The sequence below is a fragment of the Pigmentiphaga kullae genome, from assembly GCF_004216695.1.
GTDB classification, from domain to species: Bacteria; Pseudomonadota; Gammaproteobacteria; order Burkholderiales; family Burkholderiaceae_B; genus Pigmentiphaga; species Pigmentiphaga kullae.
Genome location: NZ_SGXC01000001.1, coordinates 669,138 through 691,345, shown reverse-complemented (window position 1 = coordinate 691,345; position 22,208 = coordinate 669,138). Strand labels below are relative to the sequence as shown.

The following is a 22,208-nucleotide window of genomic DNA, read 5'->3' as shown; positions in this document are numbered from 1 at the left end:
TGGTGGGTAAATCGGTTCCTGCTAAAGGTGATTGAGTGCTGCAAGGACGCAGTCGGATGCCCAAAGCCAAGCAGCAGCATATGCTACATGGAAGCGTTCTTGATCCTCCAGTTTTTTCCATGGCCCTCGATAGAGACCTTCAACGCAGCACACATCTCCTTATGCACGCGGCGGTTGGGGGGCGTTGCTGGCGCAGCGCGTACAAGCGATTGCCGAATGAGCGCCCGCGCGGACATCCGCCTCATTCCAGTTCCGTAATGACCTGTGCCGATCGATGCAGCCGTCGCGCGCCGCCAGCGCCGATCAGGTAGTTGTCGCATACCCAGCTGTACACCGATGCGGTGCGATAGGTGGGATGCACGACGATGTTCATGTCCGCCGCGAGCGCCATGGGATCGTCATCGCGCAGCGAGGGGCGTTCCACCAGGTCATAGCCTTGGCCGTGGCTGAAGAGCCGCTTTTCTTCAGGGCGTCCGACGTTGCGCATGAAGGCGTTGTGCGCATGCCAGATGTCCGCCGGGGTGGCGCCGGGACGCAGTTTTCCGGTGGTGGCGGCCTGGGCCTCGACGGCTATCCGGAATTCGTCGCGCAATTCGTTCGAGGCCTTGCCGAGCACGCAGGTCCGTCCCAGTTCGGTGTAGTAGCCGCCGGGTCCGTTGACCTCGATGAGCATGGTGAAATGGTCGCCTTTTTGCAGCACCCGGTTCTGAAAGTGGCGGTGTCCTTTGATTGCCGGCGTGCCCAAAGGCGCCGAACCGGTCAGTATCAGCCCGTCCGTGCTGCCCAGACGCTGCGCATGGGCGAACGCATGCGATGCGACATCGACCTCGCGCATGCCCGGTTTCACGATGTTGAGGACCTCCGCCCATACTTCGTCCTGCAGTGCCGCCGATCGCTCGATCAGCGAGATCTCCTCGGCGCTCTTGACCGCTTTTATCCCGTCGACCATGGCGGACACGTTGACAAAAGCGCTATCCGGGAAGGAACGCCGCAGGCATTCTCCGAAGCTCCATCGGATCGCCCCCTGGCCGATGATGCCGATGGTCGCATGAGGATGATCGGCGATCGCGCCTGCCGCCAGCCGGCCATCGATCTCGTCCGTGGTGCACTCCGCGGTGCCGTACGGGCCCGTCAACACCGCGGCGACTCCCCTGAACAGGTCCGAGCCATCGTCGGCCGGCATCTGTCGGCCGCCCCGCGGTCCCGATGTCACGACGATCATCCGGCCGACGCGTGGGAAGACAACCGTGATCGGAACGCCATGACGGGCCGCGACATCGGTGAACCAGCGCACATAACCGCCGTTGTGCTCGTTGCTGTTCTGCATGACCAGGACGTCGATGCCTTGCGATTCCATTTCACGGCGCACGGATGCCCAGCGCCGTTCCAGCTCGGCACGGGAAATCCGGTGGGCCAGACGTTGATCCAGTGGAATCATTCAATTTGTTCCTTGTAGAAAGTCTCGAAGCGTTCCGGCGCTTGGGGCCGGCCGTCGTTCAATCGATGCTCGCGCCGGATACGCGGACCATGCGCGCATAGTAGGTCCGCTCTCTTTTCATTCTGGCCAGGTACGTGGAAGGCAGGCCATCCGATGGCTCCATATAGAGACGGCCCAGCCTGTCCTGGACGTCCGGCATCTTCAGCGCTGCCTGGATGCTCGTCGATAGTCGGCCGATAGCGGCCTGCGGCGTGCCGGACCTGACCAGCACGCCTATCGTGGGAACGACCTCGAGCGGTTCGTGCAGGGTTTCTTCGACCGTCGGCGTATCCGGTATGCCTTGGTAGCGGTGTCGCGAGGCGACGGCAATCGGTTTGGCCTTCCCGCTGGAAAACAGTTGTCCCGCGCTGACGGGGCTCGTGCAGATGGCGGATACGTCCCCGGTCACCAGCGCGGTAACCATCTGGGCGGCGGACTTGTAGGGAATGTGGGTCAGTTCGACGCCCGCGATGTTGGCGAGCATTGCCATGCATAGATGATGCGGACTGCCGTTGCCGACGGTACCGTAGTTGAGCTTGCCGGGTTGTGCGCGCGCGAGTTCGACCAGTGTTCTGAGATCCGGAATGCCGCTATCGGCTCGTGTCCAGATGAAGAACGGCTGCGAGCCGATCTGTCCGACAGGAGTGAAGTCTTTGAGCGGCTCGTAATTCAGGTTTTTCTGGAGCGCGGGCGTAATGGCGAGCTGGCCGCTGTCGGCCACCCATAGAGTCTGTCCATCAGCGGGAGCGTTCAAGATGGATTGGGCGGCAATGGCTCCGCCCGCGCCGGGCTTGTTCTCCACCACCACGGATTGGCCAAGGTCGGCGGACAGTTTTTCCGCCAGCATGCGGGCAAGCTGATCGGGCGTGCCTCCCGGTCCATACGGGACGACGATGCGGATCAGGCGCTGCGAGGCTGAGTCAGCCAGGCAAGCGAAAGGCAGCGATAGCGCCAGAACGATGGTCAAGGATCGCAACACGGTAGTCTCCGTTCTTGTGTGTCTTTATCGGTTTGGGTGACCGCATCGCATTCAGGCCGTCGTGGATGGTTTGCGATGCGCGTTGGGGGCGAGGATCACGTTCTCCAGCATGTCGGGCTGCCCTTGGAAGTAGGCGCGCAGGTTGCGCTCCAGCAAAGGCAGCGCCCGGGCCTCGTATTCCTGGACATGGCCCGCGACGTGCGGGGTGACGATGATGCGCGGGTGGCGCCAGAAGGGATGATCGGCGGGCAGGGGCTCCTGGCGGAATACGTCGAGCGCAGCGCCTGCCAGGCGTCCGGTTTCCAGGGCGTGAAGCAGTTCGGCATCGTCCAGCACGTCGCCGCGCGCCAGGTTGACCAGATACGCTCCGGGTTTGATCGCTCGCAATACGCTGCGGCCGATGCCGCCGCGGGTGATGGCGTTGGAGGCCATGGCAAGAACCAGGAAGTCGACATCCGCCACGTGCGCCGCGACGTCGGAAAACGTGACGCAGGCCTGCGCGTCGGACAGTTGGCGAGGGGTTCGGGATGCGGCGACTACATGCATGCCGAACGCCGAACAGAGACGGCGGATCTCATTGCCCGATGTGCCGGTGCCGATGACCATGACCCGTTTGCCCGAGAGCAGGGAGCCTTTGGGCCGGTGCCATGCCGCTTCCATTTGCTGGCGAAAGAGTGTGGGGGTGGCGCGGGCAAGGCTGAGCATTGCCCAGATGGCCATTTCCGCCAACTGCGCGCCGTGTATGCCGCTGGACGAGGTGAGCAAGAGATCCGCCGGCAGGTCGGGCCGCTTGAGCAGGTAGTCCGTGCCGGCGCTCAAGGCATGGATCCATCGAAGACGCCCGGCGTTGGCCAGAAAACCATCGGGAAGGCTGGAGCCGAAAGCGGCCAGGACTTCACTGCGTCGAATGTCAGAAGCGGCGTTTCCCGCGGTGGATGCCGCGACGAATTCCACGTCCGGGAACCGGGGGGCCAATGCGTCGCGGTACCACGCGGCGCTGGAGTCGATGATGAGAACTCGGGATGAGGACGGCATGGACATGGACTTACGACCTGGCAGGATGGGCGCTTTCTTCGCGGGCGGAACGGAGCTAGGGCAGTCGCGGGTGGTCGCGGCTGGAGGTCATGCTAGATAATGGACGGATATCGGAGAAGACCCTTTTTTCGTTTGGGGATCATGAAAAAATCGTTGGAGCGGCTGCCGGACATTGCCGAGTTGAAGGCCGTGGCGGCGATTCTGCGGAATGCATCCATTACGCATGCAGCGGCCGAGTTGGGTGTCAAGCAATCGACGCTGAGCTACACGCTTGACCGCATCCGCAGCCGGCTGGGCGATCCTTTGTTCGTCCGGGTCGGAAACCGGATGGTGCCCACGCCCTGCGCGGAAAAATTGGCGGAGTTCGCCCAGCGCCTGGTGGCGGACATGGAAAGAGAAATCGACGAGCTTTCCGGCTTCGATCCGCGCACGACGCAGCGTACTTTTCGTGTGGCGATCAACGAGGTGGGCTCCATCGTCATGCTGCCGGTGCTGCTCCGGAAGTTGAACATCGAGGCGCCTTCCGCGCGGCTGGTTCCCATGCAGGTAAAGGGGGCCGAACTCGAGAGCAGGCTGAGTTCGGGCGAACTGGACGTGGCGGCCGGCCACTTTCCCACCGCGGGGGCCAACCTTTTCCGCCAGCTGCTGTTCCGGCGCAAGTATCTGTGCATCGCCAGACGGGGGCATGCCCTGGCCAGGGGTTCCGTCTCATTCGAACAACTGGCCCGCACGCCGCAGGTCGTGAACGACTTGATGCCTGCGCCTTACGTGTGGCTTCATGAACAATTGACCGAACGGGGCCTGGGGCTGCCCATCGCCATGGTCAGCCAACACGGCGCATCCATTCCCTTCATCGTCGGCGCTACTGACTTCCTGGCGGTAGTCGCGGAGGATGTTTTCGCGCTTTTCAAGGATTCGGCCGGCATCGAAGCCGTGTCGCTGCCCGTGCAACTGCCCCAGGTGGACATCTTTCTGTATTGGCACGCCCGAGTCGGAACCGACCCGGCCAACATGTTTTTGAGGGAAGTCATCAAAAAGGCGGGCCGGTTGCCGTTCGCCATGCAAGAAGCCGGCTAGGAGACCAACATGCCGCATGCACTTTCATCCCGTGAAAGCAGCGGGAGGCTCGATGACACGCCATCCCGGGATTCTCCGTATCACATGGTACGCGGCCTGGAGCGTGGGCTGCTTGTGCTGCAGGCGCTCAACCGGCTGGGCGAAGCCTCTTCGCAGCAGGTCTCCGCCCAGGTCGGGCTACCCCGCCCCACTGTGCACAGATTGCTCGAGACGTTGCGCTTTCTCGGGTATGTCGATCGCGGAAGGCTTCGGGATCTCTATCACCTGACCTCTCGGGTCACCCAACTGTCGGTGGGGTATCGCCGGGTCGACAAGTTGGTCGAGGCAGCGACTCCCATTCTGCAGTCGTTGTCTTCGGAAGTGATATGGCCTGTCAACGTCGCGACCTATGAGGACGGCGCCATGGTGCTTCGGGCCAACACTCATCGCGACAGTCCGCTTTCGCTGGTGGCCGCCTTGCCCGGGACCCGCGTTCCCATGCTGGGCACTGCCGTCGGCCGCACCTATCTTGCATTCTGCGGCCCGGACGAGCGTCGGTGGATACTCGAACTGCTGGGCGAGGACAAGGCGTCTGGCGAACCATCGGCCGCGGATCTTTCCCGGGGCCTTGCCCGGATTCAGGACGACGGCTATGCCATCCAGGAGGGCTGCGTTTGCAAGCGTTCTGCCGCGCTTGCTGTTCCGATCAAGACGGATGGGCATATTGCGGGCTGCCTCAACATCATGTGGATCCGCACGGCGCTTCGGTCCGAGGTGGCCACGACCCTGTTTCTCAAGCGGCTCCAGGCTGCCGCGGCGGCGATCGAGCAGAATCTTGCCCGCCTCGACTGAATCCCGCGGGAGGGCTGGACGTTCAGTATCTGAACAAAGCCGTTTTGCTTCTTTGTCCCCTCTTTCCTGACTGATACGCTGGGTTCCTCGTGTGATCGATGGCGCGACCAGACGCCATTCATACAAGGCGAGGAGACAGTGATGAATGCATCATGCCATCGGAGGTTTGCGGCAGGGGCCGTCGCCGCGGTTCTGATTTCCCCATGCGCATCGGTCTTGGCTGCCGACGGCACGGACGCCTACCCCTCGAGGCCGATCCGCCTCTTGACCGCCAATTCGCCCGGCGGCTCCGCGGATCAGCTTCTACGCAGCATTGCGGAGGTCCTGTCGAAAGAGCTGGCGCGGCCCGCGGTGGTCGAGAACAAACCGGGCGCGGAAGGACTGCTGGCGGGGGAGGCCTGTGCCCGAGCCGCTGCGGATGGACACACGCTATGCATGCTGGATCTCTTCAACTGGGCGCTCCTGCCGAAGATGAAGGCGAATCTTTCCTATCGGCCGAGCGATCTCGAGCCCGTCATGCTGCTCGCATACATCCCTGCCGGCTTTTGGTCCCAGCCCAAGCTCGATGCGGGCAACATGAAAGAATTGCTCGCTCGCGTCCGAAGCAGACCGGAAGAGATCACATTGGGAAGCTGGGGCAGGATGAGCACGCCCTACCTGTATGGCGAATTCTTTCGGCATACCGCCGGCGCGACGTTCAATGTCATCTCCTATAAGTCGGTCACCCAGGCATGGCAGGCGTTGGTATCGGGAGAGGTGCAGAGCACGACGTATTCCATACTCGCCGGCTTGCCTTACATGAACAGCGGGAAGGTCAAGCTGCTTGCCGTCAATACTGCGCAGCGCATGCCGTCGCTGCCCGACATTCCGACTTTTGCGGAAGAAGGCATGCCCAGCGTGATGCAGTGGCTTGCGCTGTTCGCGCCGCGCGGAACCCCGCCTGCGATCGTCGAGAAGATCAACGCCGCGTTGGCCAGGGGCGCCTACGCGGATCCCGCTGTGTCCGCCCGGATTTTCTCCCAGTTCAGCCTCTCCGATGTGGCGGGCGGCGCCGCCGGCGATTTCAAACGGTTCCTGAACGATCAGCAATCGCAGTTCGACCAACTGCTGAAGGCGGCCGATATCAAGCCGGAGTAGTTCCGCGTCCCGGCTTGATCCGGCTCTTTCGCGCAACCCGAATGGAGTTACAGATGAATAGCACCGATGGTTCTTCGCTTACCCATCTCGACTACTGTTTGACGGGCCCCGGCACGCTCGGGGGCCGATACATGCGCCGTTTCTGGCAGCCTGTCAGCCGGAGCGAGGATCTACCCAGGGAGCGGGCCCGACCGATCCAGATACTCGGCGAGTCGTTCACCCTGTATCGGGGGGAAAGCGGCCAGCCCTATGTGGTCGGGCAACGTTGCCCGCACAGAGGGACGCAATTGTCGGTAGGGTGGGTGGAGGGCGAGACGATACGCTGTCGCTATCACGGCTGGCGGTTCGACCACGTGGGGCAGTGCGTCGAGATTCCGGCCAACTCCGCGGCTTTTGCCGCCAGTATGCGGATCGCGGGTTATCCGACGATGGAGCGGTTGGGGCTCATCTTTGCCTATTTCGGGGAAGGGGATCCGCCGGATTTTCCTTATCCCGACTTTGCCGGGCATGGCGTGGTCGAGACCCGCGTCCAGGAACTGGGCTGCAATTTCTTCCAGAGCTACGAGAACGATTGGGATCTCTATCACGCTGCGTGGACGCATCGCACCGGAGGGCTGCACATACCCGTCGATCCCGCCCGCATCTCGTTCGAGGAGACCGCCTATGGCGTGATCATGCGAAGCGTGCGCGACACGGGGCTGCCGTCCACCTCCGTGCTGATGCTGCCCGCTGCGATACGCTTGCCGGTGCCCACGCACAATGCGCTGGCGTACCGGCAAGCCGGTCCGGCATGGCGCGACACCTACATCATCCACGTGCCGACGGACGACGAGAATCACCTGGTGTTCGTCACGCAAGAGGTGCGCATCAGCGAGGATGAACTGCCGGAGTACCGCCGGCATTACGCCGATTACCTGGCCGAACGCCAGGCGATGCCGGTAAAGGAATACGGAGAGCGCATCGTGGCCGGCGAGCTCTATCTTGCCGATGCGCTGAATCATCCCAATCTGGTTACTCTGGAAGACTACATCGCCCAGGTGGGCCAGGGCAGGCTGGTCGACCGGTCGCAGGATCACTTGTCGCGTACGGACAAGGGAGTCATGCTGCTCCGGCAAATATGGCTGAGAGAGCTGCGTGCGCTCAAGGAAGGGCGGCCCGTGAAAAACTGGGAGCCCATGGGTGAAAGGCCCGATGCGGAAGTGGTCGAGGCGGTACTGCGGCACGAGGGAACGGGGGTGCGGAAACCTGTAGGCGTGTAAGTTCGGGCGCGGAGGTTCCCGCGCCGGACGCGCGCGGCTTCCGCGTGCGGTGGTTCCGTGGCTGGATCAAGTCCGTCCTCTTTCACCATTTCATAAAGCTGCACCGCAGCATTTCCCCTTTTCCGCATCCAGGAAATCCCGCACCTCTGGTCTCGCGCAGAAAAATCCCCCGCCAAATCAACCACTTGCCCCCGCTGGCACGCCCGTTGCACTTCTCATGGCACCACCGCAGCCCCCGCTGCGCCAAGTCATGAAATCAACGAGGGCATCACGCCCCATGGAGACACGCCCATGGATGCAACCGCCGCCGGCACGCCACCGCATCCCTCCCGCTATGTCCGCGTCCTGGGTCTGCTGGAAAGCCGCTACGTCGAGTTCGAGTTCTCGATAGGCGATCCGGAACTGGCCGTGGAGCTGGTGCTGGAGTTTCCCCAATTCCAGGAGTTCTGCCGCCGCAACCGCGTGCGGATGGTGGGCGCGGAGGAAGCGGCCCGCCTGGACCTGGAGCGCATGAAGTGGCGCTACGGCTCGCCCGGCGTGGCCGAGTAGCGCCTTCCCTTTTTCCCCTTCCGACGAGACCCAGCCATGCAAGTCGATATCAAGACTTCCGACATCCGTCCGATTCGCCAGACGTTTTCCCACATCGCGCGCCGTTTCGGCGCGGACAAGCCGGCGTCGCGCTATCAGGAGGCGACCTATGACCTGCAGCCGGAGGTGAATTTCCACTACCGGCCGTTGTGGCAGCCGGAGTTCGAGCTGTACGACACGCGCCGCACGGCGGTGGCGATGCGGGACTGGTACGCGTTCAAGGATCCGCGTCATTACTACTACGGCACGTACACGCAGGCCCGCGCGCGGCAGCAGGAGGCGCAGGAAAGCGCGCTGGAGTTCGTGGACAAGCGCGGCCTGCTGCGCGAGGCGCCGGGCGAGGCGCGGCAGCGCATCGAGGAACTGGTGCTGCCGCTGCGCCACTACGAGTGGGGCGCGAACATGAACAACTGTTATGTGACGGCCTATGGCTATGGCGCGGCGATCACGCAGGCAGCGCAGTACCAGAGCATGGACCGGCTGGGGCTGGCGCAGTACCTGAGCCGTATCGGGCTGCTGCTGGACGGCAATCAGGGGGCGTCGCTGGCGCGGGCGAAGCAGCATTGGCTGGGCTCGCCGGAGTGGCAGGGGCTGCGGCGCGAGATGGAGAACCTGTTCGTGACGAAGGACTGGTTCGAGGTGTTCGTGGCGCAAGACTTCGCGCTGGACGGGCTGGTCTATCCGCTGGTGTTCCAGGCGCTGGAGCGGGAGCTGTCGGCGGCCACGGGCAATGGTTTCGGGATGAGCGTGGAGTTCATGCGCGACTGGCATGGCGAGAACCTGCGCTGGGTGGACGCCTGCCTGAAGACGGCGGCCGAGGAATCGCCGGAGAACGCGGCCTTGCTGTCGACGTGGTTGAAGGACTGGCTTGCGCGCGGCAAGGAGGCGCTGGCGCCGTGGGCAGCGGTTGCCTTCGGCGACCGCGCCGCCGCGCAGCTGGACGAGGCGGCGTCGGCGCTGCGCCAGCGCGCCGCGAAGTGCCAGATCGCCGTTTGACCCGAACCCCCATCAAGCAAGGAACCGCCATGTCCCAGAACGTATTCATCGCCTTCCAGGCCAATGACGATACCCGCAGCATCATCGACGCGATCCTGCAAGACAACCCGCGCGCGCAGCGCCAGGATTTTCCGGCCATGGTGAAGATCGACGCGCCGGATTCGCTGGTGGTCCGGCGCGCCTCGGTGGAGGAGCGCCTGGGCCGCGACTGGGATCTGCAGGAGCTGCACGTGAACCTGATCTCGCTGTCGGGAAACATCGACGAGACGGACGACGAGTTCACGCTGGCCTGGCACCGCTGAGGCCGGCAAACGCCATTCCCCATCAAGCAAATACGGAGACGCACATGACCACATCGACGCCCGCGCGCAAGCTGGGCCTGAAGGAGCGCTACGCGCTCCTGACCCGCGACCTGGGCTGGGAAACCAGCTATCAGCCGATGGACAAGGTGTTCCCCTACGACAAGTTCGAGGGCATCAAGGTGCACGACTGGGACAAGTGGGAAGATCCTTTCCGCCTGACGATGGACGCGTACTGGAAGTTCCAGGGCGAGAAGGAGCGCAAGCTGTACGCGATCATCGATGCCTTCGCGCAGAACAACGGCCAGTTCAACGTGACCGACGCGCGCTACATCAACGCGATCAAGCTGTTCCTGCAAGGGGTGAGCCCGCTGGAGTACGCGGCGCACCGGGGCTATGCGATGGCGGGGCGCAATTTCCGCGGGGTGGGGGCGCGCATCGCGAGCCAGATGCAGTCGATCGACGAGCTGCGGCATTCGCAGACGCAGATCCACACGATCAGCCACTACAACAAGTATTTCAACGGCCTGCATGACTTCAAGCACATGCATGACCGGGTCTGGTACCTGTCGGTGCCGAAGTCGTATTTCGACGATGCGATGTCGGCGGGGCCGTTCGAGTTCGTGACGGCGATCTCGTTCTCGTTCGAGTACGTGCTGACGAATCTGCTGTTCATGCCGTTCATGAGCGGCGCGGCGTTCAACGGCGACATGGCCACGGTCACCTTCGGCTTCTCGGCGCAGAGCGACGAGTCGCGCCACATGACGCTGGGGCTGGAGATCGTGAAGTTCCTGCTGGAACAGGATCCGGACAATCTGCCCATCGTGCAGAAGTGGATAGACAAGTGGTTCTGGCGCGGCTATCGGCTGTTGACGCTGGTGGCGATGATGATGGACTACATGCTGCCCAAGCGGGTGATGTCGTGGTCCGAGGCCTGGGAGATCTATTTCGAGAAGAACGGCGGCGCGCTGTTCCAGGACCTGGCCCGCTACGGCATCCGCATGCCGAAGTATCACGAGCAGGCGCGCAAGGAGAAGGATCACATCTCGCACCAGGCCTGGGGCATTTTCTACAACTACACGCACGCGGCGGCGATCCACACGTGGATTCCGCGGCCGGACGAGATGGCCTGGCTGTCGGAGAAGTATCCGGCCAGCTTCGACCGCCTGTATCGCCCGCGCCTGGAGCACTGGGACCGGCAGGCGCGGGACGGCAAGCGCTTCTACAACAACGCGCTGCCCATGCTGTGCCAGATCTGCCAGATCCCCATGGCTTTCACCGAGCCGGACGACCCGACGCGCATCTGCATGCGCGAGACCACCTATCACGGCATGAAGTACCACTTCTGCTCGGACGGCTGCAAGGACGTGTTCGAGGGCGAGCCCGAGAAGTACGTGCAGGCCTGGCTGCCGGTGCACCAGATCTTCCAGGGCAATTGCGGCGGCGCCACGGTGCCCGAGGTGCTGGACTGGTACCACCTGAAGGCGGGCGAGGACAACGGCGATTTCGACACCTCGGCCGACCGCCGCAACTGGGACCGCTGGACTGGTGGCGACACGCCGGAAAAGCAGGTCGCGTAAGCAAACTCTAGGAGACGAACATGCCTGTCATCGCGCTCGAACCCGGCTATGCCGGTCCCGTCCAGGATACCGAGGACAAGTTCGGCGGCAACCGGCTGCTGTACATCAACTGGGACGGCCACATGATGTTCTGCTCGCCGGTGTGTCTGCCGGTGCCGCCGGACATGCCCTTCGCCGCCCTGGTGGACGAGGTGCTGCCCGGCATCTACGGCGCCCATCCCGATTTCGCCCGCATCGACTGGTCGGCGGCGCAGTGGGAACACGGCGGACAGCCGTGGCGGCCGGACCCCGGCAAGAGCCTGGCCGACAACGGCCTCGCGCACAAGTCGGCGATACGCCTGCGCACGCCGGGCCTGGACGGCATAGGCGGCAGCCATTCGTAGGATACGTGGGAGCAGCACATGAGTTACCAACTCACCATCGAGCCGCTGGGCCAGACCATAGACATCGAGCCGGGCCAGACTGTGCTGGACGCCTGCCTGCGCAGCGGCATCTGGCTGCCGCATGCCTGCGGCCACGGCCTGTGCGGCACCTGCAAGGTGCACGTGCAGGAAGGCGAGGTGGACCACGGCGCGTCCAGCAGCTTCGCCCTGATGGATTTCGAGCGGGACGAAGGGCATTGCCTGGCCTGCTGCGCCATGCCCGAGGCCGACCTGATGATCGAGGCCGACGTCGACGAAGAGCCCGACGCGCAATACCTGCCGCTGGAGGACTATGTGGGCGAGGTGGTGGCGCTGCGCGACCTGACGCCCACCATCAAGGGCGTGTGGCTGCGCACCGACCGGCCGGTGCGCTTCCAGGCGGGGCAGTACGCCAACCTGGCGGTGCCGGGCGTGGAAGGCCGGCGCGCGTTCTCGCTGGCCAACGCGCCGGGTGAGAACGTGGTGGAGCTGCACGTACGCAAGGTCGAGGGCGGCGCGGCCACGGGCTACATCCACGAGCACCTGCGCGAGGGCGAATGCCTGCCGCTGTCGGCTCCGTTCGGGCGCTTCTACGTGCGCAAGTCGGCGCGGGTGCCGATGATTTTCCTGGCCGGCGGATCGGGGCTGTCCAGCCCCAAGTCCATGATCGCCGAACTGCTGGCCGAGGGCTGCGAGCAGCCCATCACGCTGGTGCACGGCGCACGCCATGCGGGCGAGCTGTACTGCTCGGACTGGTTCGAGGAACTGGCCGCGCGGCACGCCAACTTCCGCTACGTGCCGGCGCTGTCCGACGCGCACGACGGGCAAGGGCGGTGCGAGACCGGTTTCGTGCACGAGGTGCTGGCGCGGCTGTACGCGGGGCAGGACGGGCGCGCGGATTTTCGCGGCCACAAGGCCTATCTGTGCGGACCGCCGCCCATGATCGAGGCCTGCATCGGCACGCTGATGCAGGGCCGGCTGTTCGAGCGCGACATCCACGTCGAGAAATTCCTGACCGCGGCGCAGGCGCAGGAAGGCCGCCGCAGTCCCTTGTTCAAGGCGATCTGAGTTCCATGGATGCCGACACCCACGAGGTCCACATCCTGGATACCGGCGAGCGGTATCGCTGCGCGCCGTCGCAGACTCTCCTGGCCGGGATGGAAGCCCTGGGCCGCAGAGGGATCCCGGTGGGCTGCCGCGGCGGCGGCTGCGGCGTCTGCAAGAGCCGCGTCGTGCGCGGCGCCTACCTGGCCTTGAAGATGAGCCGCGGCTGCGTCAGCGCCGAGGAAGAGGCGGCAGGCGTGGTGCTGGCCTGCCGCGTCATGCCGCGCGGCGACATCGAGGTCCAGGCGCTGGACCGGATGCGCCGCTGCGTGACCCGGCACTTTTCCCGGGACGTCCTGGAGGAGGGGCGTCCCATTTCAACCTCCGACGAGTGACCATAACGATGAAAAGCGCGAGACTCCTGCTTCCCCTGGCCCTGACCTGCGCCACCCCGGCGGTGGCGCAGACCACGACCACGCTGTACGGCATCATCGATGCCGGCGTGAACTACCTGTCCAACTACGGCGGCAAAGGTTCCTGGTCCATGGACACGGGCCTGTTGTCGCCCAACCTGTTCGGCCTGCGCGGCAGCGAGGCGCTGGGCAACGACATGAAGGCGGTGTTCACGCTGGAAGGCCAGTTCGCCGCCGACAACGGCGCCAGCGTGGGGCCGCTGTTCGGCCGTCAGGCCTACGTGGGCCTGAGTTCGCAGTCCTGGGGCACGCTGACCCTGGGCAAGCAGTACGACTTCAGCTTCGACATGCTGGGGCCGGGGCGCTACGGGCCATCCTTCCCGATGATCGGCCTGTACAACCTGCGCCTGGGGCCCTTCGGCGGACTGGGCGTGCCCGGCATGCCGGGTGGGGCGATGGACTTCGACGGCGTGGCCGGCGCCAAGCGGGTCGACAACTCGGTCAAGTTCACCAGCGCCAACTACGGCGGCCTGACCTTCGGCGCGTTGTACGGCTTCGGCGAACAGCCGGGCAGCATGGGGCAGGGCCGGACCTACAGCGCCGGCCTGTCCTACGCGCGCGGCCCCTTCGCACTGACGGCCGCCATTACCGATGCCCGCAACGCGGCCATCAACAACGGCAACGACGGCATCCGCACCTGGGGCCTGGGCGGCCGCTACCAGCTCGGCGGCGCCGTGCTGAACGCGCTGTATACCAACACGCGCAACACCTTCACCGGCGGTTCGGTCCAGGTGGCGCAGGTCGGCACGACCCTGCCGGTGGCGGCCAGCACCACGCTGCTGCTGGACTACCAGTACCAGTGGGCCAATGCCACCCTGAACAAGGTACACGCCCACCAGGCCAGCGCCACGCTGGGCTACGCCCTGTCCAAGCGCACCGACGCCTACGCGGCCCTGGTCTACCAGCGCGCGGGCGGCGCGCCCGGCGCCACCGCCTGGATCGCCGGCATGAACGGACCGTCCGACGGCAAGACCCAGACGCTGGTGCGCGTGGGCATGCGCCACATGTTCTGACCCCGACCATCTTTTGCACACCCCAAGGAGACTCACATGGCAATAACCGGAGTGCTGCGTCCCGGGCACGTCTGCATACGCGTGCTCGAACTCGAGCCGGCGGTGCGGCATTACGTGGACACCATCGGCCTGACCGAGGTCATGCGCGACAAGGCCGCCGACGGCAGTCCGCGCGTGTTCCTGAAGGGCTGGGACGAATCGGACCACCACAGCGTCGTGCTGCGTGAGGCCGACGAATCCGGCATGGACTACATGGGCTGGAAAGTCGATTCTGACGCGACGCTGGAGAAGCTGTCGGCCGACGTAAAGGCCAGCGGGCTGGCGACCGAGATGAGCTGGATCGATGCCGGCGAACATCCCAAGACCGGCAAGCGTTTCCGCTTCACCATCCCCACGGGGCACGTGATGGAACTGTATGCCTATCGCGAAGCGACCGGCTGCGCCACCGGCTATCGGAATCCGGACCCGTGGCCCGACGACCTGAAGGGCATGGCCCCGCGTTCCTTCGACCATTGCCTGCTGTATGGCGATGACCTGGACGGCACCTACAAGCTGTTCACCGAAGTGCTGGGCTTCGGCCTGTCGGAGCAGGTCGTGGCCGACGACGGCAAGCTGATGATCGGCGCTTTCCTGAGCTGCGCCAACAAGGCGCACGACGTGGCCTTCATCCGCCAGCCGGTCAAGAACAAGCTGCACCACGTGTCCTTCCTGCTGGACAACTGGGGCGAGGTGCTGAAGGCGGCGGACATCATCTCCAAGCGCCGGGTGTCGCTGGACATCGGCCCGACGCGGCATGGCATCACGCGGGGCGAGACGGTGTACTTCTTCGATCCCAGCGGCAACCGCAACGAGGTGTTCTCGGGCGGGTACACGTGGTACCCCGACAAGCCTGTGATCACCTGGACCGATGACCAGCTCGGCACGGGCATCTTCTACCACGACCGCAAGCTGAACGAGAAATTCCTGAGCGTATTCACCTGAGCCGCCGCGGGGTCAGCGGGGTTCGGGTTTGCCTGATCGTCTTTGGTCCATATATCGGACCAAAGACGATCAATTTTTTTCAGAGTCCGAATAACATTCGTCCACTGTTCAAAACGGATGTTCCATTTTTCGGACTTTGCCTGCCCATGCCCAGAACCCCCTGCCCCGCGGCCCGGCTCCCATGACCGGCCGCGCACTCTATCTGATGTACGCCGAGGACGTGGACCACAGCGAGGCGCTGCGTGCGCCCCTGCGCGACGCCCACATCCGCCGCCGCGCCGAACTGGCCGCCCAGGGCCGCGTGATCGTGTCGGGTCCTTTGCGGGATTCGGACGCGGGCCAGGGCGGCTACTGCGGCAGCCTGCTGGTGGCCGCTTTCGATTCGATGGACGAGGCCCGGGCCTGGGCCGACGCGGACCCGTACGCGCAGGCCGGCATCTATCGCCGCATGGTCGTGCGCCGCGTCAACACCCACTTCTTGGGCCAGGAGTCATCGTCATGATCACCCGCCGCGCCTTCGGCCTCGCTTCGCTGGCCACGCTCGGCCTGCCCGCGCTGGCGGCCTTTCCCGACAAGCCGATCCGCATTCTCGTGGGCTTCGCCGCGGGCGGCCCGGCGGACACGTGCGCGCGCCTGGTCGCGCGCCTGCTGAGCGACAGCCTGGGCCAGCAGGTCGTGGTCGAAAACCGTCCCGGCGCCGGCGGCGCGCTGGCGACCCGGGCGGTCAAGGGCGCGCCGGCCGACGGCCACACCCTGCTGCTGTGTGCCTTCGCCGACGTGCTCAATCCCATCATCAACCCGGCCGAGGCCAACTACAACCTGGTGAACGACTTCGCTCCCGTCACCCGCATCACGGGCGTGGGTAACGTGCTGGTCGTGCATCCCTCGCTGCCGGTGAAGACGGTGCCCGAGCTGGTGGCGTACGCGCGCTCGCGGCCGGGGCAGTTGAACTACGGCTCGGCGGGCATAGGTTCGGCCAGCCACCTGGCGGGCGAGCTGTTCGGCGGTCTGGCGGGAATCAAGGTGACGCACGTGCCCTACAAGGGCACCGCGCAGGCGCAGGTGGACATGCAGACCGGCACGCTGGCCTTCATGTTCGACAGCCTGATCAGCGCGCTGCCCAACATCCAGGCGGGCAAGCTGCGCGCGCTGGCGGTCACCACGGCGGTGCGCTCGCCGGGCGCGCCCGAAGTGCCGACCATGGTGGAGGCGGGGGTGCCGGAGTACGACCTGACCTCCTGGTTCGGCCTGGCCGCGCCCAAGGGTACGCCGGCGCCGGTGGTCGAGCGGCTGGCCGGCGCGGTGCGCCAGGCGATCAAGCGCGACGAGGCGGTCGAGGCCCTGCTGCGGCTGGGCGGGCAGCCCGATGACATGGATGGGGCCGCCTTTGAACGCTATCTGCGTGGCGAAGATGCGCGCTGGAAGAAGCTGTTCGCGGCGGGTACGGTGCGCATCGACAAGTAAAAGAAAGAAGGGGGCCGGTGTGTCCTCCGCGCCCGCGATCATGCGCGAAACCGGGCACGAGGCTCATCCCTGCGACGATTTCCCCTCCAGCGCGATCACCCGCGCCTCCAACGCCTGCACCTGCGCTTCCAGCGCATCCACCTTGGCCCGCGTGCGCGCCAGCAACTCGGTCTGGATGTCGAATTCCTCGCGGGTGATGAGGTCCAGCCTGGTGAAGGTCTGGCCCAGGAATCCCTTGACGTTGCGCTCGATGTCGGCCGCCGGGCTGCGGGCGATCAGGTCGGAGATGTTCTTCTGCAGGTCTTCGAACCAGTCGGTGCGATTGATCATGATGTCTGTCCTTTAAGTCGGCTGCCGGCCTCCAGTGTAGTCCCGCCCCGCCGTAGACGCGCGTGCCATCAGATGGTGCGGCCGCCCGCGGCGTGCACGCCGCCATGCACCAAATTGGGTCGTCCGACGGGCGACGGTGGTGCGTTTCATGGGGAAAGCAAGCTGGCACGGGAAATGCTCAGTAACAACCAACCGGGGTCCGCCTGACCGCGAAACCCCGTGACCACGCCAGTTGCGCCACCCACGCACTGGACCGCCTGGCTGACAACCCGCCCTGGAACGACAGATGAAAAAGACCCTGCTTGCGACCGCCCTGGCCCTGTGCGCCACCTCGACCGCCTACGCCGCCGACCCGGAGCCCGACTTCACCTTCACGGGCAACGCCGGCCTGTTCAGCGACTACCGGTTCCGCGGCTTCAGCCAGACCAACCTCAAGCCGGCCATGCAGGGCGGCTTCGATTTCGCCCACAAGTCCGGCTTCTACCTGGGCAACTGGAACTCCAACGTCGCCAGCGAGCTGTTCAGCGGCGGCAACCTGGAAATGGATTTCTACGGCGGCTACAAGTTCAAGTACGAGGATTTCGCCTTCGACGTGGGCGGCCTGTATTACTACTACCCCGGTTCCAAGCTGAACGGCAGCACGATCGACAACTTCGAACTGTACGGCGCGGTGGGCTGGGGCCCGTTCACGCTGAAGTACTCGCACGGCATGACCGATTTCTTCGGCACGCCGAACAGCAAGAACAACTATTACCTGGACCTGGGCGCCGCCTTCGACCTGGGTGACGGCTGGGGCGCGAACGCCCACGTCGGCTACCAGAAGCTGAAGAACGACGCGACCGGCCTGGACCACTACGTCGACTACAAGGCCGGCGTGACCAAGGATCTGAACGGCTGGATCCTGGGGCTTTCGCTGGTGACCACCAGCAAGAAGGACTGGGTCATCACCAACAAGGGCAAGAACGCCGGCCGCTTCGGCGCGGTGCTTGGCCTGAGCAAGGCGTTCTGATCCCGGGGCGGCCGCCGGGCCGCGCTGGTCAATTTCGATTCATCACCATGTGGGGTTCGTCATGAAACTCATCACTGCAATCATCAAGCCTTTCAAGCTTGACGAGGTACGAGAAGCCCTCTCCGGCATCGGGGTCCAGGGCATCACCGTTACCGAGATCAAGGGCTTCGGCCGCCAGAAGGGCCATACCGAGCTGTATCGCGGCGCCGAGTACGTCGTCGATTTCCTGCCCAAGGTCAAGATCGAGATCGCCCTGGCGGACGATCTGGTGGACCGCGCGATCGAGGCCATCGAGACCTCGGCCCGCACCGGCAAGATCGGCGATGGCAAGATATTCGTATTCCCGCTGGAACAGGTCATCCGGATTCGTACCGGGGAAACCGGCAAGGACGCCCTCTGATAGGACGATTCAAAAATGAAAACAATGCATGCTTCATCGATGAAAGCCCTTGGGGCGGGACTGGCGCTGGCGCTGGCACTGTTCGCCGCGCCCGCGCTGGCGGAGGATGCCGCCCCCACGCTGGTCGGGGCCGATCTGGCCTGGCTCAGCACGTCCACCATCCTGGTGCTGCTGATGGTGGTGCCCGGCCTGGCGCTGTTCTACGGCGGCCTGGTGCGCAGCAAGAACATGTTGTCGGTCCTGATGCAGGTCCTGGTCACGTTCTCGCTGATCGTCGTGCTGTGGTTCATCTACGGCTATTCGCTGGCCTTCACCGAGGGCAATGCCTTCTTCGGCGGGCTTGATCGCCTGTTCCTGAAGGGTCTGTTCGATGCCGAGACGGGGACCTTCCCGCTGTCGGGTACCGTGCCCGAACTCAGCTTCGCGGCCTTCCAGGCCACGTTCGCCGGCATCACCTGCGCGCTGATCGTGGGCGCCTTCGCCGAACGTGCGCGCTTCTCGGCCATCCTGCTGTTCATGGTGCTGTGGTTCACCTTCGCCTACATCCCCATCGCGCACATGGTGTGGTTCGGCGGCGAGGTCAAGGGCTTCCTGTTCGAGCGCGGCGCACTGGATTTCGCGGGTGGCACGGTGGTGCACATCAACGCCGGCGTGGCGGGCCTGATCGGCGCCTACGTGATCGGCAAGCGCATCGGCTTCGGCAAGGAAGCCCTGTCGCCGCACAACCTGCCCATGACGATGATCGGCGCTTCGCTGCTGTGGGTGGGCTGGTTCGGCTTCAACGCGGGTTCGGCGCTGGCTGCCAACAACGTTGCCTCGCTGGCCTTCATGAACACGCTGATCGCCACGGCCGCCGCGGTGCTGGCGTGGGTCTTCACGGAATGGGCCGTGCGTGGCCATCCCTCGATGCTGGGCGGCGCGTCCGGCGCGGTGGCGGGCCTGGTGGGCGTGACCCCGGCGGCCGGCGTGGTCGGTCCGGTGGGCGCGCTGGTGATCGGCCTGGCCGCGGGCGTGATCTGCGTCTGGGGCGTGACCGGCCTGAAGCGCATGCTGAAGGTGGACGACTCGCTGGACGTGTTCGGCGTGCATGGCGTGGGCGGTATCGTCGGCGCGCTGCTGACCGGCATCTTCAACGCGAAGGTGCTGGGCGGGCCGGGCGTGGACGGCATGACCATCCTCGGCCAGCTGTGGATACAGCTCGAGGCCGTGGTGATCACCATCGTCTGGACCACCATCGTCGCATTGATCGCCTACAAGATCGCCGATGCGCTGCTGGGACTGCGCGTGACCGAAGAGGAAGAGCGCGAAGGCCTGGACATCACGACGCACGGGGAAAGCGCATACCACTCGTAGATAAGTTCCCCCCTACGCGCTGATGCGCGCCACCCAGGGGGCGATGCGGGTGGACCGTCAAAGCCGGATCCACCGCATCCTGGCAACATCGGGTGGGTTCTTGCAGGAGCGGCGTCCAGAATTGGGCGCCGCTTTTTTTCAGGGGTTGTATACGGGGCTTGGCGTTTTCCCTAGGCCTGGTACAAAGTTCTTGTTATCGGTCGGAATATCTGTATACAGTCTGTATCCAGCAAAGCGGTAAAGAGCTGTAACGGAGACATGACTACCCCCTGCCGTATTCCGGGCGCCATCGGCGCCTTGCCTGTCCGGACTTCCTGTCCGCGTTCCCCCTCTTCGCTGCGAGGCCTGCATGACTGAGCGGGCTTCCGCGCGCGACCGGGCCGAGGGCAAGGCCAAGTCGGGCGGCGCGCAGACGACGGCGGCCGAACTGGGCCTGCGCGAGCTGATCCTGTCGGGCGAACTGACGCCCGGGGCGCGCCTGTCCGAACCCAGCGTGGCCGAGCGCCTGGGCATCTCGCGCACGCCCATCCGCGCGGCGATGGCCAGGCTGGAAGACGAAGGCCTGCTGGAGGTGATTCCTTCCGGCGGCTATGCGGTCAAGGCCTTCACCGAATCCGAGATACGCGATTCCATCGAGGTGCGCGGCACGCTGGAAGGATTGGCCGCGCGCATGGCCGCCGAGCGCGGCGTGTCGGCCGCCGACCTGGACGCGATGCGCGACTGCCTGACCGAGATCGACCGCATCCTGACGGGCCGCGACAAGGGCGTCGCCGACCTGTCCAGCTACATCGAACTGAATCGCCGCTTCCATCAGATGTTGCACTACCTGCCGGGCAGTTCGGTTCTGGAGCGCCAGATCGCGCGCGCGACCAACCTGCCGTTCGCCTCGCCCAACGGCTTTCTGCAGGCCCAGGCCGACGACGAGGAAGCCTGGCTGAGCCTGATCGTCGCGCAGGACCAGCACTGGATGGTGCTGGCCGCCATCGAGAACCGCGAAGGCGCGCGTGCCGAGGCCATCATGCGCGAACATGCGCGCATCGCCTTTCGCAACATGCAGTCGGTGCTGCGCAACCAGGACATGTTCTCGCAGATTCCGGGAGCCCGACTGATACGCAGACGCATACCGCGATAACGTTTTGCGCCTGCGGATTACCCGCAAGCGTCACTTTTGCCGTTTACAAGCTGATACGCTATGCCGCGTTTTTCGGCGGCCCCTGGCCTCTGATTTCCCTCGTTGTCCCATCTGGTGAGTAAAGCAAGGAGACACCATGAACAACAAACGCAATCTGCTCAAGATCGCAGCCGCGCTGATGCTGGCGGGCACGGCCGCCGTGCCCGCCTACGCGCAGAACGTGGTCAAGGTCGGCCTCATCCTGCCGATGACGGGCCCGTTCGCATCCACCGGCCGCCAGATCGAGGCCGCCGTCCGCCTGTACATGGCCGAACACGGCACCACCGTGGCCGGCAAGAAGATCGAGCTGATCATCAAGGACGACGCCAACGTCGCCGACACCACCAAGCGCCTGGCGCAGGAACTGGTGGTCAATGACCGCGTCGCCGTGCTGGCCGGCTTCGGCCTGACGCCGCTGGCGCTGTCGACCACGCCCATCGCCACCCAGGCCAAGATCCCCATGGTCGTGATGGCCGCCGCCACCGCGATGATCACGGAACAGTCGCCCTATGTCGTGCGTTCCGGCTTCACGCTGCCGCAGGCCACGCTGGGCATCGCCCAGTGGGCACCGAAGAACGGCATCAAGAAGGTCGTGACCCTGGTCGCCGACTACGGCCCCGGCATCGATGCCCAGAATTCGTTCAAGAAGGTCTTCACAGCCAACGGCGGCGAGGTGATGCAGGAACTGCGCGTGCCGGTGAACAACCCCGACTTCGCGCCCTTCCTGCAGCGCGTGAGCGATGCCAAGCCGGACGCCGTGTTCGTGTTCGTGCCCTCGGGCATGGGTTCGGTGGTGATGAAGCAGTTCGCCGAGCGCGGCCTGGACAAGGCCGGCATCAAGATGATCGGCACCGGCGACGTGGTGGACGACGACCTGTTGAACGACATGGGCAACGTGGCGCTGGGCGTGGTGACCTCCATGCACTACTCGGCCGCGCTGGACAACCCGGCCAACAAGTCCTACGTGGCCGGCATCGCCAAGGCGAACAAGGGCATGCGTCCGAACTTCCACAGCGTGGGCGGCTATGACGGCATGCACCTGATCTACAAGGCCATCGAGGCCACCAAGGGCGACACCAACGGCGACAAGCTGCTGGCCGCCATGAAGGGCCAGAAGTGGGACAGCCCGCGCGGCCCGGTCATGCTGGACCCGCAGACGCGCGAGATGGTGCAGAACGTCTACATCACCAAGGTGGAACGGGTGAACGGCGGCCTCTATAACGTCCCCTTCGACAAAATCGAAGCGGTCAAAGATCCAGCGAAGATTAAGTAACCCCCCCTACGCGCTTCGCGAGCCCCCCCAGGGGGGCG

The 22,208-nt window shown here is 64.8% G+C and carries 24 protein-coding genes; 20 read left to right on the top strand and 4 right to left on the bottom strand.

All coding sequences use genetic code 11. From position 1 onward, the window contains the following. Nucleotides 1-241 precede the first annotated feature (241 nt). From EV675_RS03395 to EV675_RS03385, 3 genes are read right to left on the bottom strand one after another with little or no spacing between them, the layout of a single operon-like run. Complete coding sequence (locus EV675_RS03395) at nt 242-1,438, bottom strand: M24 family metallopeptidase (protein ID WP_130356000.1); 1,197 nt, start codon at nt 1,436-1,438, stop codon at nt 242-244. Nucleotides 1,439-1,496: 58 nt separating this feature from the next. Further along, the gene (locus EV675_RS03390) at nt 1,497-2,456 is read right to left on the bottom strand and encodes a Bug family tripartite tricarboxylate transporter substrate binding protein (protein ID WP_130355999.1); all 960 of its coding nucleotides are present in this window, start codon (nt 2,454-2,456) and stop codon (nt 1,497-1,499) included. Between the two features lie 51 nt (nt 2,457-2,507). Next, a complete protein-coding gene (locus EV675_RS03385; RefSeq protein WP_130355998.1) occupies nt 2,508-3,497 on the bottom strand; it encodes a D-2-hydroxyacid dehydrogenase in 990 nt (329 codons plus the stop codon). A gap of 135 nt (nt 3,498-3,632) precedes the next feature. Between EV675_RS03385 and EV675_RS03380 the strand changes: the two genes are divergently transcribed. From EV675_RS03380 to EV675_RS03310, 15 genes are all read left to right on the top strand, one after another. Further along, nucleotides 3,633-4,568, top strand: a complete 936-nt coding sequence (locus EV675_RS03380) for a LysR family transcriptional regulator (RefSeq protein WP_165404408.1) — start codon at nt 3,633-3,635, stop codon at nt 4,566-4,568. Nucleotides 4,569-4,577: 9 nt separating this feature from the next. Next, complete coding sequence (locus EV675_RS03375; RefSeq protein ID WP_130355996.1) at nt 4,578-5,399, top strand: helix-turn-helix domain-containing protein; 822 nt, start codon at nt 4,578-4,580, stop codon at nt 5,397-5,399. A 141-nt stretch (nt 5,400-5,540) separates the two neighbouring features. Then, nucleotides 5,541-6,536 carry a Bug family tripartite tricarboxylate transporter substrate binding protein gene (locus EV675_RS03370; protein ID WP_130355995.1) on the top strand — a complete coding sequence of 332 codons (996 nt, stop codon included), beginning with the start codon at nt 5,541-5,543 and terminating at the stop codon, nt 6,534-6,536. A gap of 53 nt (nt 6,537-6,589) precedes the next feature. Beyond that, complete coding sequence (locus EV675_RS03365; RefSeq protein ID WP_165404407.1) at nt 6,590-7,795, top strand: Rieske 2Fe-2S domain-containing protein; 1,206 nt, start codon at nt 6,590-6,592, stop codon at nt 7,793-7,795. A gap of 291 nt (nt 7,796-8,086) precedes the next feature. Continuing rightward, on the top strand, nt 8,087-8,344 hold the full coding sequence (locus EV675_RS03360; RefSeq protein WP_130355993.1) for a phenol hydroxylase subunit: 258 nt from the start codon (nt 8,087-8,089) through the stop codon (nt 8,342-8,344). A 36-nt stretch (nt 8,345-8,380) separates the two neighbouring features. After that, nucleotides 8,381-9,379, top strand: a complete 999-nt coding sequence (locus EV675_RS03355) for an aromatic/alkene monooxygenase hydroxylase subunit beta (protein ID WP_130355992.1) — start codon at nt 8,381-8,383, stop codon at nt 9,377-9,379. A gap of 29 nt (nt 9,380-9,408) precedes the next feature. Continuing rightward, nucleotides 9,409-9,681, top strand: a complete 273-nt coding sequence (locus EV675_RS03350; protein ID WP_130355991.1) for an MmoB/DmpM family protein — start codon at nt 9,409-9,411, stop codon at nt 9,679-9,681. A gap of 44 nt (nt 9,682-9,725) precedes the next feature. Beyond that, nucleotides 9,726-11,258: an aromatic/alkene/methane monooxygenase hydroxylase/oxygenase subunit alpha gene (locus tag EV675_RS03345; RefSeq protein WP_130355990.1), complete on the top strand. Its 1,533-nt coding sequence runs from the start codon at nt 9,726-9,728 to the stop codon at nt 11,256-11,258. 20 nt (nt 11,259-11,278) lie between these two features. Then, nucleotides 11,279-11,641 carry a phenol hydroxylase subunit P4 gene (locus EV675_RS03340; RefSeq protein WP_130355989.1) on the top strand — a complete coding sequence of 121 codons (363 nt, stop codon included), beginning with the start codon at nt 11,279-11,281 and terminating at the stop codon, nt 11,639-11,641. Nucleotides 11,642-11,659: 18 nt separating this feature from the next. Next, nucleotides 11,660-12,727, top strand: a complete 1,068-nt coding sequence (locus EV675_RS03335; RefSeq protein WP_130355988.1) for an NADH:ubiquinone reductase (Na(+)-transporting) subunit F — start codon at nt 11,660-11,662, stop codon at nt 12,725-12,727. Nucleotides 12,728-12,732: 5 nt separating this feature from the next. Next, nucleotides 12,733-13,098: a 2Fe-2S iron-sulfur cluster-binding protein gene (locus EV675_RS03330; RefSeq protein ID WP_130355987.1), complete on the top strand. Its 366-nt coding sequence runs from the start codon at nt 12,733-12,735 to the stop codon at nt 13,096-13,098. 8 nt (nt 13,099-13,106) lie between these two features. Next, the gene (locus EV675_RS03325) at nt 13,107-14,189 is read left to right on the top strand and encodes a porin (protein WP_130355986.1); all 1,083 of its coding nucleotides are present in this window, start codon (nt 13,107-13,109) and stop codon (nt 14,187-14,189) included. 36 nt (nt 14,190-14,225) lie between these two features. Continuing rightward, nucleotides 14,226-15,170, top strand: a complete 945-nt coding sequence (locus tag EV675_RS03320; RefSeq protein ID WP_130355985.1) for a catechol 2,3-dioxygenase — start codon at nt 14,226-14,228, stop codon at nt 15,168-15,170. A gap of 181 nt (nt 15,171-15,351) precedes the next feature. Beyond that, nucleotides 15,352-15,672: a YciI family protein gene (locus EV675_RS03315; protein WP_130355984.1), complete on the top strand. Its 321-nt coding sequence runs from the start codon at nt 15,352-15,354 to the stop codon at nt 15,670-15,672. After that, on the top strand, nt 15,669-16,634 hold the full coding sequence (locus EV675_RS03310) for a Bug family tripartite tricarboxylate transporter substrate binding protein (RefSeq protein WP_130355983.1): 966 nt from the start codon (nt 15,669-15,671) through the stop codon (nt 16,632-16,634). Before EV675_RS03315 ends, EV675_RS03310 begins: the two co-directional genes overlap by 4 nt. A gap of 63 nt (nt 16,635-16,697) precedes the next feature. Here EV675_RS03310 and EV675_RS03305 read toward each other — a convergent pair whose 3' ends face one another. Further along, the gene (locus EV675_RS03305) at nt 16,698-16,964 is read right to left on the bottom strand and encodes an accessory factor UbiK family protein (protein WP_130355982.1); all 267 of its coding nucleotides are present in this window, start codon (nt 16,962-16,964) and stop codon (nt 16,698-16,700) included. Between the two features lie 286 nt (nt 16,965-17,250). On the opposite strand from EV675_RS03305, the gene EV675_RS03300 reads away from it, so the two are divergent. The 5 genes from EV675_RS03300 to EV675_RS03280 all read left to right on the top strand — a co-directional run bounded on the left by EV675_RS03300 (nt 17,251) and on the right by EV675_RS03280 (nt 22,170). Continuing rightward, nucleotides 17,251-17,973 (top strand): TorF family putative porin, encoded by a 723-nt coding sequence (locus EV675_RS03300; RefSeq protein WP_130355981.1) that lies wholly within the window; start codon nt 17,251-17,253, stop codon nt 17,971-17,973. 61 nt (nt 17,974-18,034) lie between these two features. Continuing rightward, nucleotides 18,035-18,373: a P-II family nitrogen regulator gene (gene glnK / locus EV675_RS03295; protein WP_087838131.1), complete on the top strand. Its 339-nt coding sequence runs from the start codon at nt 18,035-18,037 to the stop codon at nt 18,371-18,373. Nucleotides 18,374-18,397: 24 nt separating this feature from the next. Continuing rightward, a complete protein-coding gene (locus tag EV675_RS03290; protein WP_207221962.1) occupies nt 18,398-19,726 on the top strand; it encodes an ammonium transporter in 1,329 nt (442 codons plus the stop codon). Nucleotides 19,727-20,075: 349 nt separating this feature from the next. Next, complete coding sequence (locus EV675_RS03285) at nt 20,076-20,858, top strand: GntR family transcriptional regulator (RefSeq protein WP_124691794.1); 783 nt, start codon at nt 20,076-20,078, stop codon at nt 20,856-20,858. A 136-nt stretch (nt 20,859-20,994) separates the two neighbouring features. Then, complete coding sequence (locus tag EV675_RS03280) at nt 20,995-22,170, top strand: ABC transporter substrate-binding protein (protein ID WP_130355980.1); 1,176 nt, start codon at nt 20,995-20,997, stop codon at nt 22,168-22,170. Nucleotides 22,171-22,208: the final 38 nt, after the last annotated feature.

What these genes read in the sequence shown, in the direction of transcription:
- EV675_RS03395 (WP_130356000.1), bottom strand. Translation starts at nt 1,438, where the DNA reads ATGATTCCACTGGATCAACGTCTGGCCCACCGGATTTCCCGTGCCGAG.
- EV675_RS03385 (WP_130355998.1), bottom strand. Translation starts at nt 3,497, where the DNA reads ATGTCCATGCCGTCCTCATCCCGAGTTCTCATCATCGACTCCAGCGCC.
- EV675_RS03380 (WP_165404408.1), top strand. Translation starts at nt 3,633, where the DNA reads ATGAAAAAATCGTTGGAGCGGCTGCCGGACATTGCCGAGTTGAAGGCC.
- EV675_RS03375 (WP_130355996.1), top strand. Translation starts at nt 4,578, where the DNA reads ATGCCGCATGCACTTTCATCCCGTGAAAGCAGCGGGAGGCTCGATGAC.
- EV675_RS03370 (WP_130355995.1), top strand. Translation starts at nt 5,541, where the DNA reads ATGAATGCATCATGCCATCGGAGGTTTGCGGCAGGGGCCGTCGCCGCG.
- EV675_RS03365 (WP_165404407.1), top strand. Translation starts at nt 6,590, where the DNA reads ATGAATAGCACCGATGGTTCTTCGCTTACCCATCTCGACTACTGTTTG.
- EV675_RS03360 (WP_130355993.1), top strand. Translation starts at nt 8,087, where the DNA reads ATGGATGCAACCGCCGCCGGCACGCCACCGCATCCCTCCCGCTATGTC.
- EV675_RS03355 (WP_130355992.1), top strand. Translation starts at nt 8,381, where the DNA reads ATGCAAGTCGATATCAAGACTTCCGACATCCGTCCGATTCGCCAGACG.
- EV675_RS03350 (WP_130355991.1), top strand. Translation starts at nt 9,409, where the DNA reads ATGTCCCAGAACGTATTCATCGCCTTCCAGGCCAATGACGATACCCGC.
- EV675_RS03345 (WP_130355990.1), top strand. Translation starts at nt 9,726, where the DNA reads ATGACCACATCGACGCCCGCGCGCAAGCTGGGCCTGAAGGAGCGCTAC.
- EV675_RS03340 (WP_130355989.1), top strand. Translation starts at nt 11,279, where the DNA reads ATGCCTGTCATCGCGCTCGAACCCGGCTATGCCGGTCCCGTCCAGGAT.
- EV675_RS03335 (WP_130355988.1), top strand. Translation starts at nt 11,660, where the DNA reads ATGAGTTACCAACTCACCATCGAGCCGCTGGGCCAGACCATAGACATC.
- EV675_RS03330 (WP_130355987.1), top strand. Translation starts at nt 12,733, where the DNA reads ATGGATGCCGACACCCACGAGGTCCACATCCTGGATACCGGCGAGCGG.
- EV675_RS03325 (WP_130355986.1), top strand. Translation starts at nt 13,107, where the DNA reads ATGAAAAGCGCGAGACTCCTGCTTCCCCTGGCCCTGACCTGCGCCACC.
- EV675_RS03320 (WP_130355985.1), top strand. Translation starts at nt 14,226, where the DNA reads ATGGCAATAACCGGAGTGCTGCGTCCCGGGCACGTCTGCATACGCGTG.
- EV675_RS03315 (WP_130355984.1), top strand. Translation starts at nt 15,352, where the DNA reads ATGACCGGCCGCGCACTCTATCTGATGTACGCCGAGGACGTGGACCAC.
- EV675_RS03310 (WP_130355983.1), top strand. Translation starts at nt 15,669, where the DNA reads ATGATCACCCGCCGCGCCTTCGGCCTCGCTTCGCTGGCCACGCTCGGC.
- EV675_RS03305 (WP_130355982.1), bottom strand. Translation starts at nt 16,964, where the DNA reads ATGATCAATCGCACCGACTGGTTCGAAGACCTGCAGAAGAACATCTCC.
- EV675_RS03300 (WP_130355981.1), top strand. Translation starts at nt 17,251, where the DNA reads ATGAAAAAGACCCTGCTTGCGACCGCCCTGGCCCTGTGCGCCACCTCG.
- glnK (WP_087838131.1), top strand. Translation starts at nt 18,035, where the DNA reads ATGAAACTCATCACTGCAATCATCAAGCCTTTCAAGCTTGACGAGGTA.
- EV675_RS03290 (WP_207221962.1), top strand. Translation starts at nt 18,398, where the DNA reads ATGCATGCTTCATCGATGAAAGCCCTTGGGGCGGGACTGGCGCTGGCG.
- EV675_RS03285 (WP_124691794.1), top strand. Translation starts at nt 20,076, where the DNA reads ATGACTGAGCGGGCTTCCGCGCGCGACCGGGCCGAGGGCAAGGCCAAG.
- EV675_RS03280 (WP_130355980.1), top strand. Translation starts at nt 20,995, where the DNA reads ATGAACAACAAACGCAATCTGCTCAAGATCGCAGCCGCGCTGATGCTG.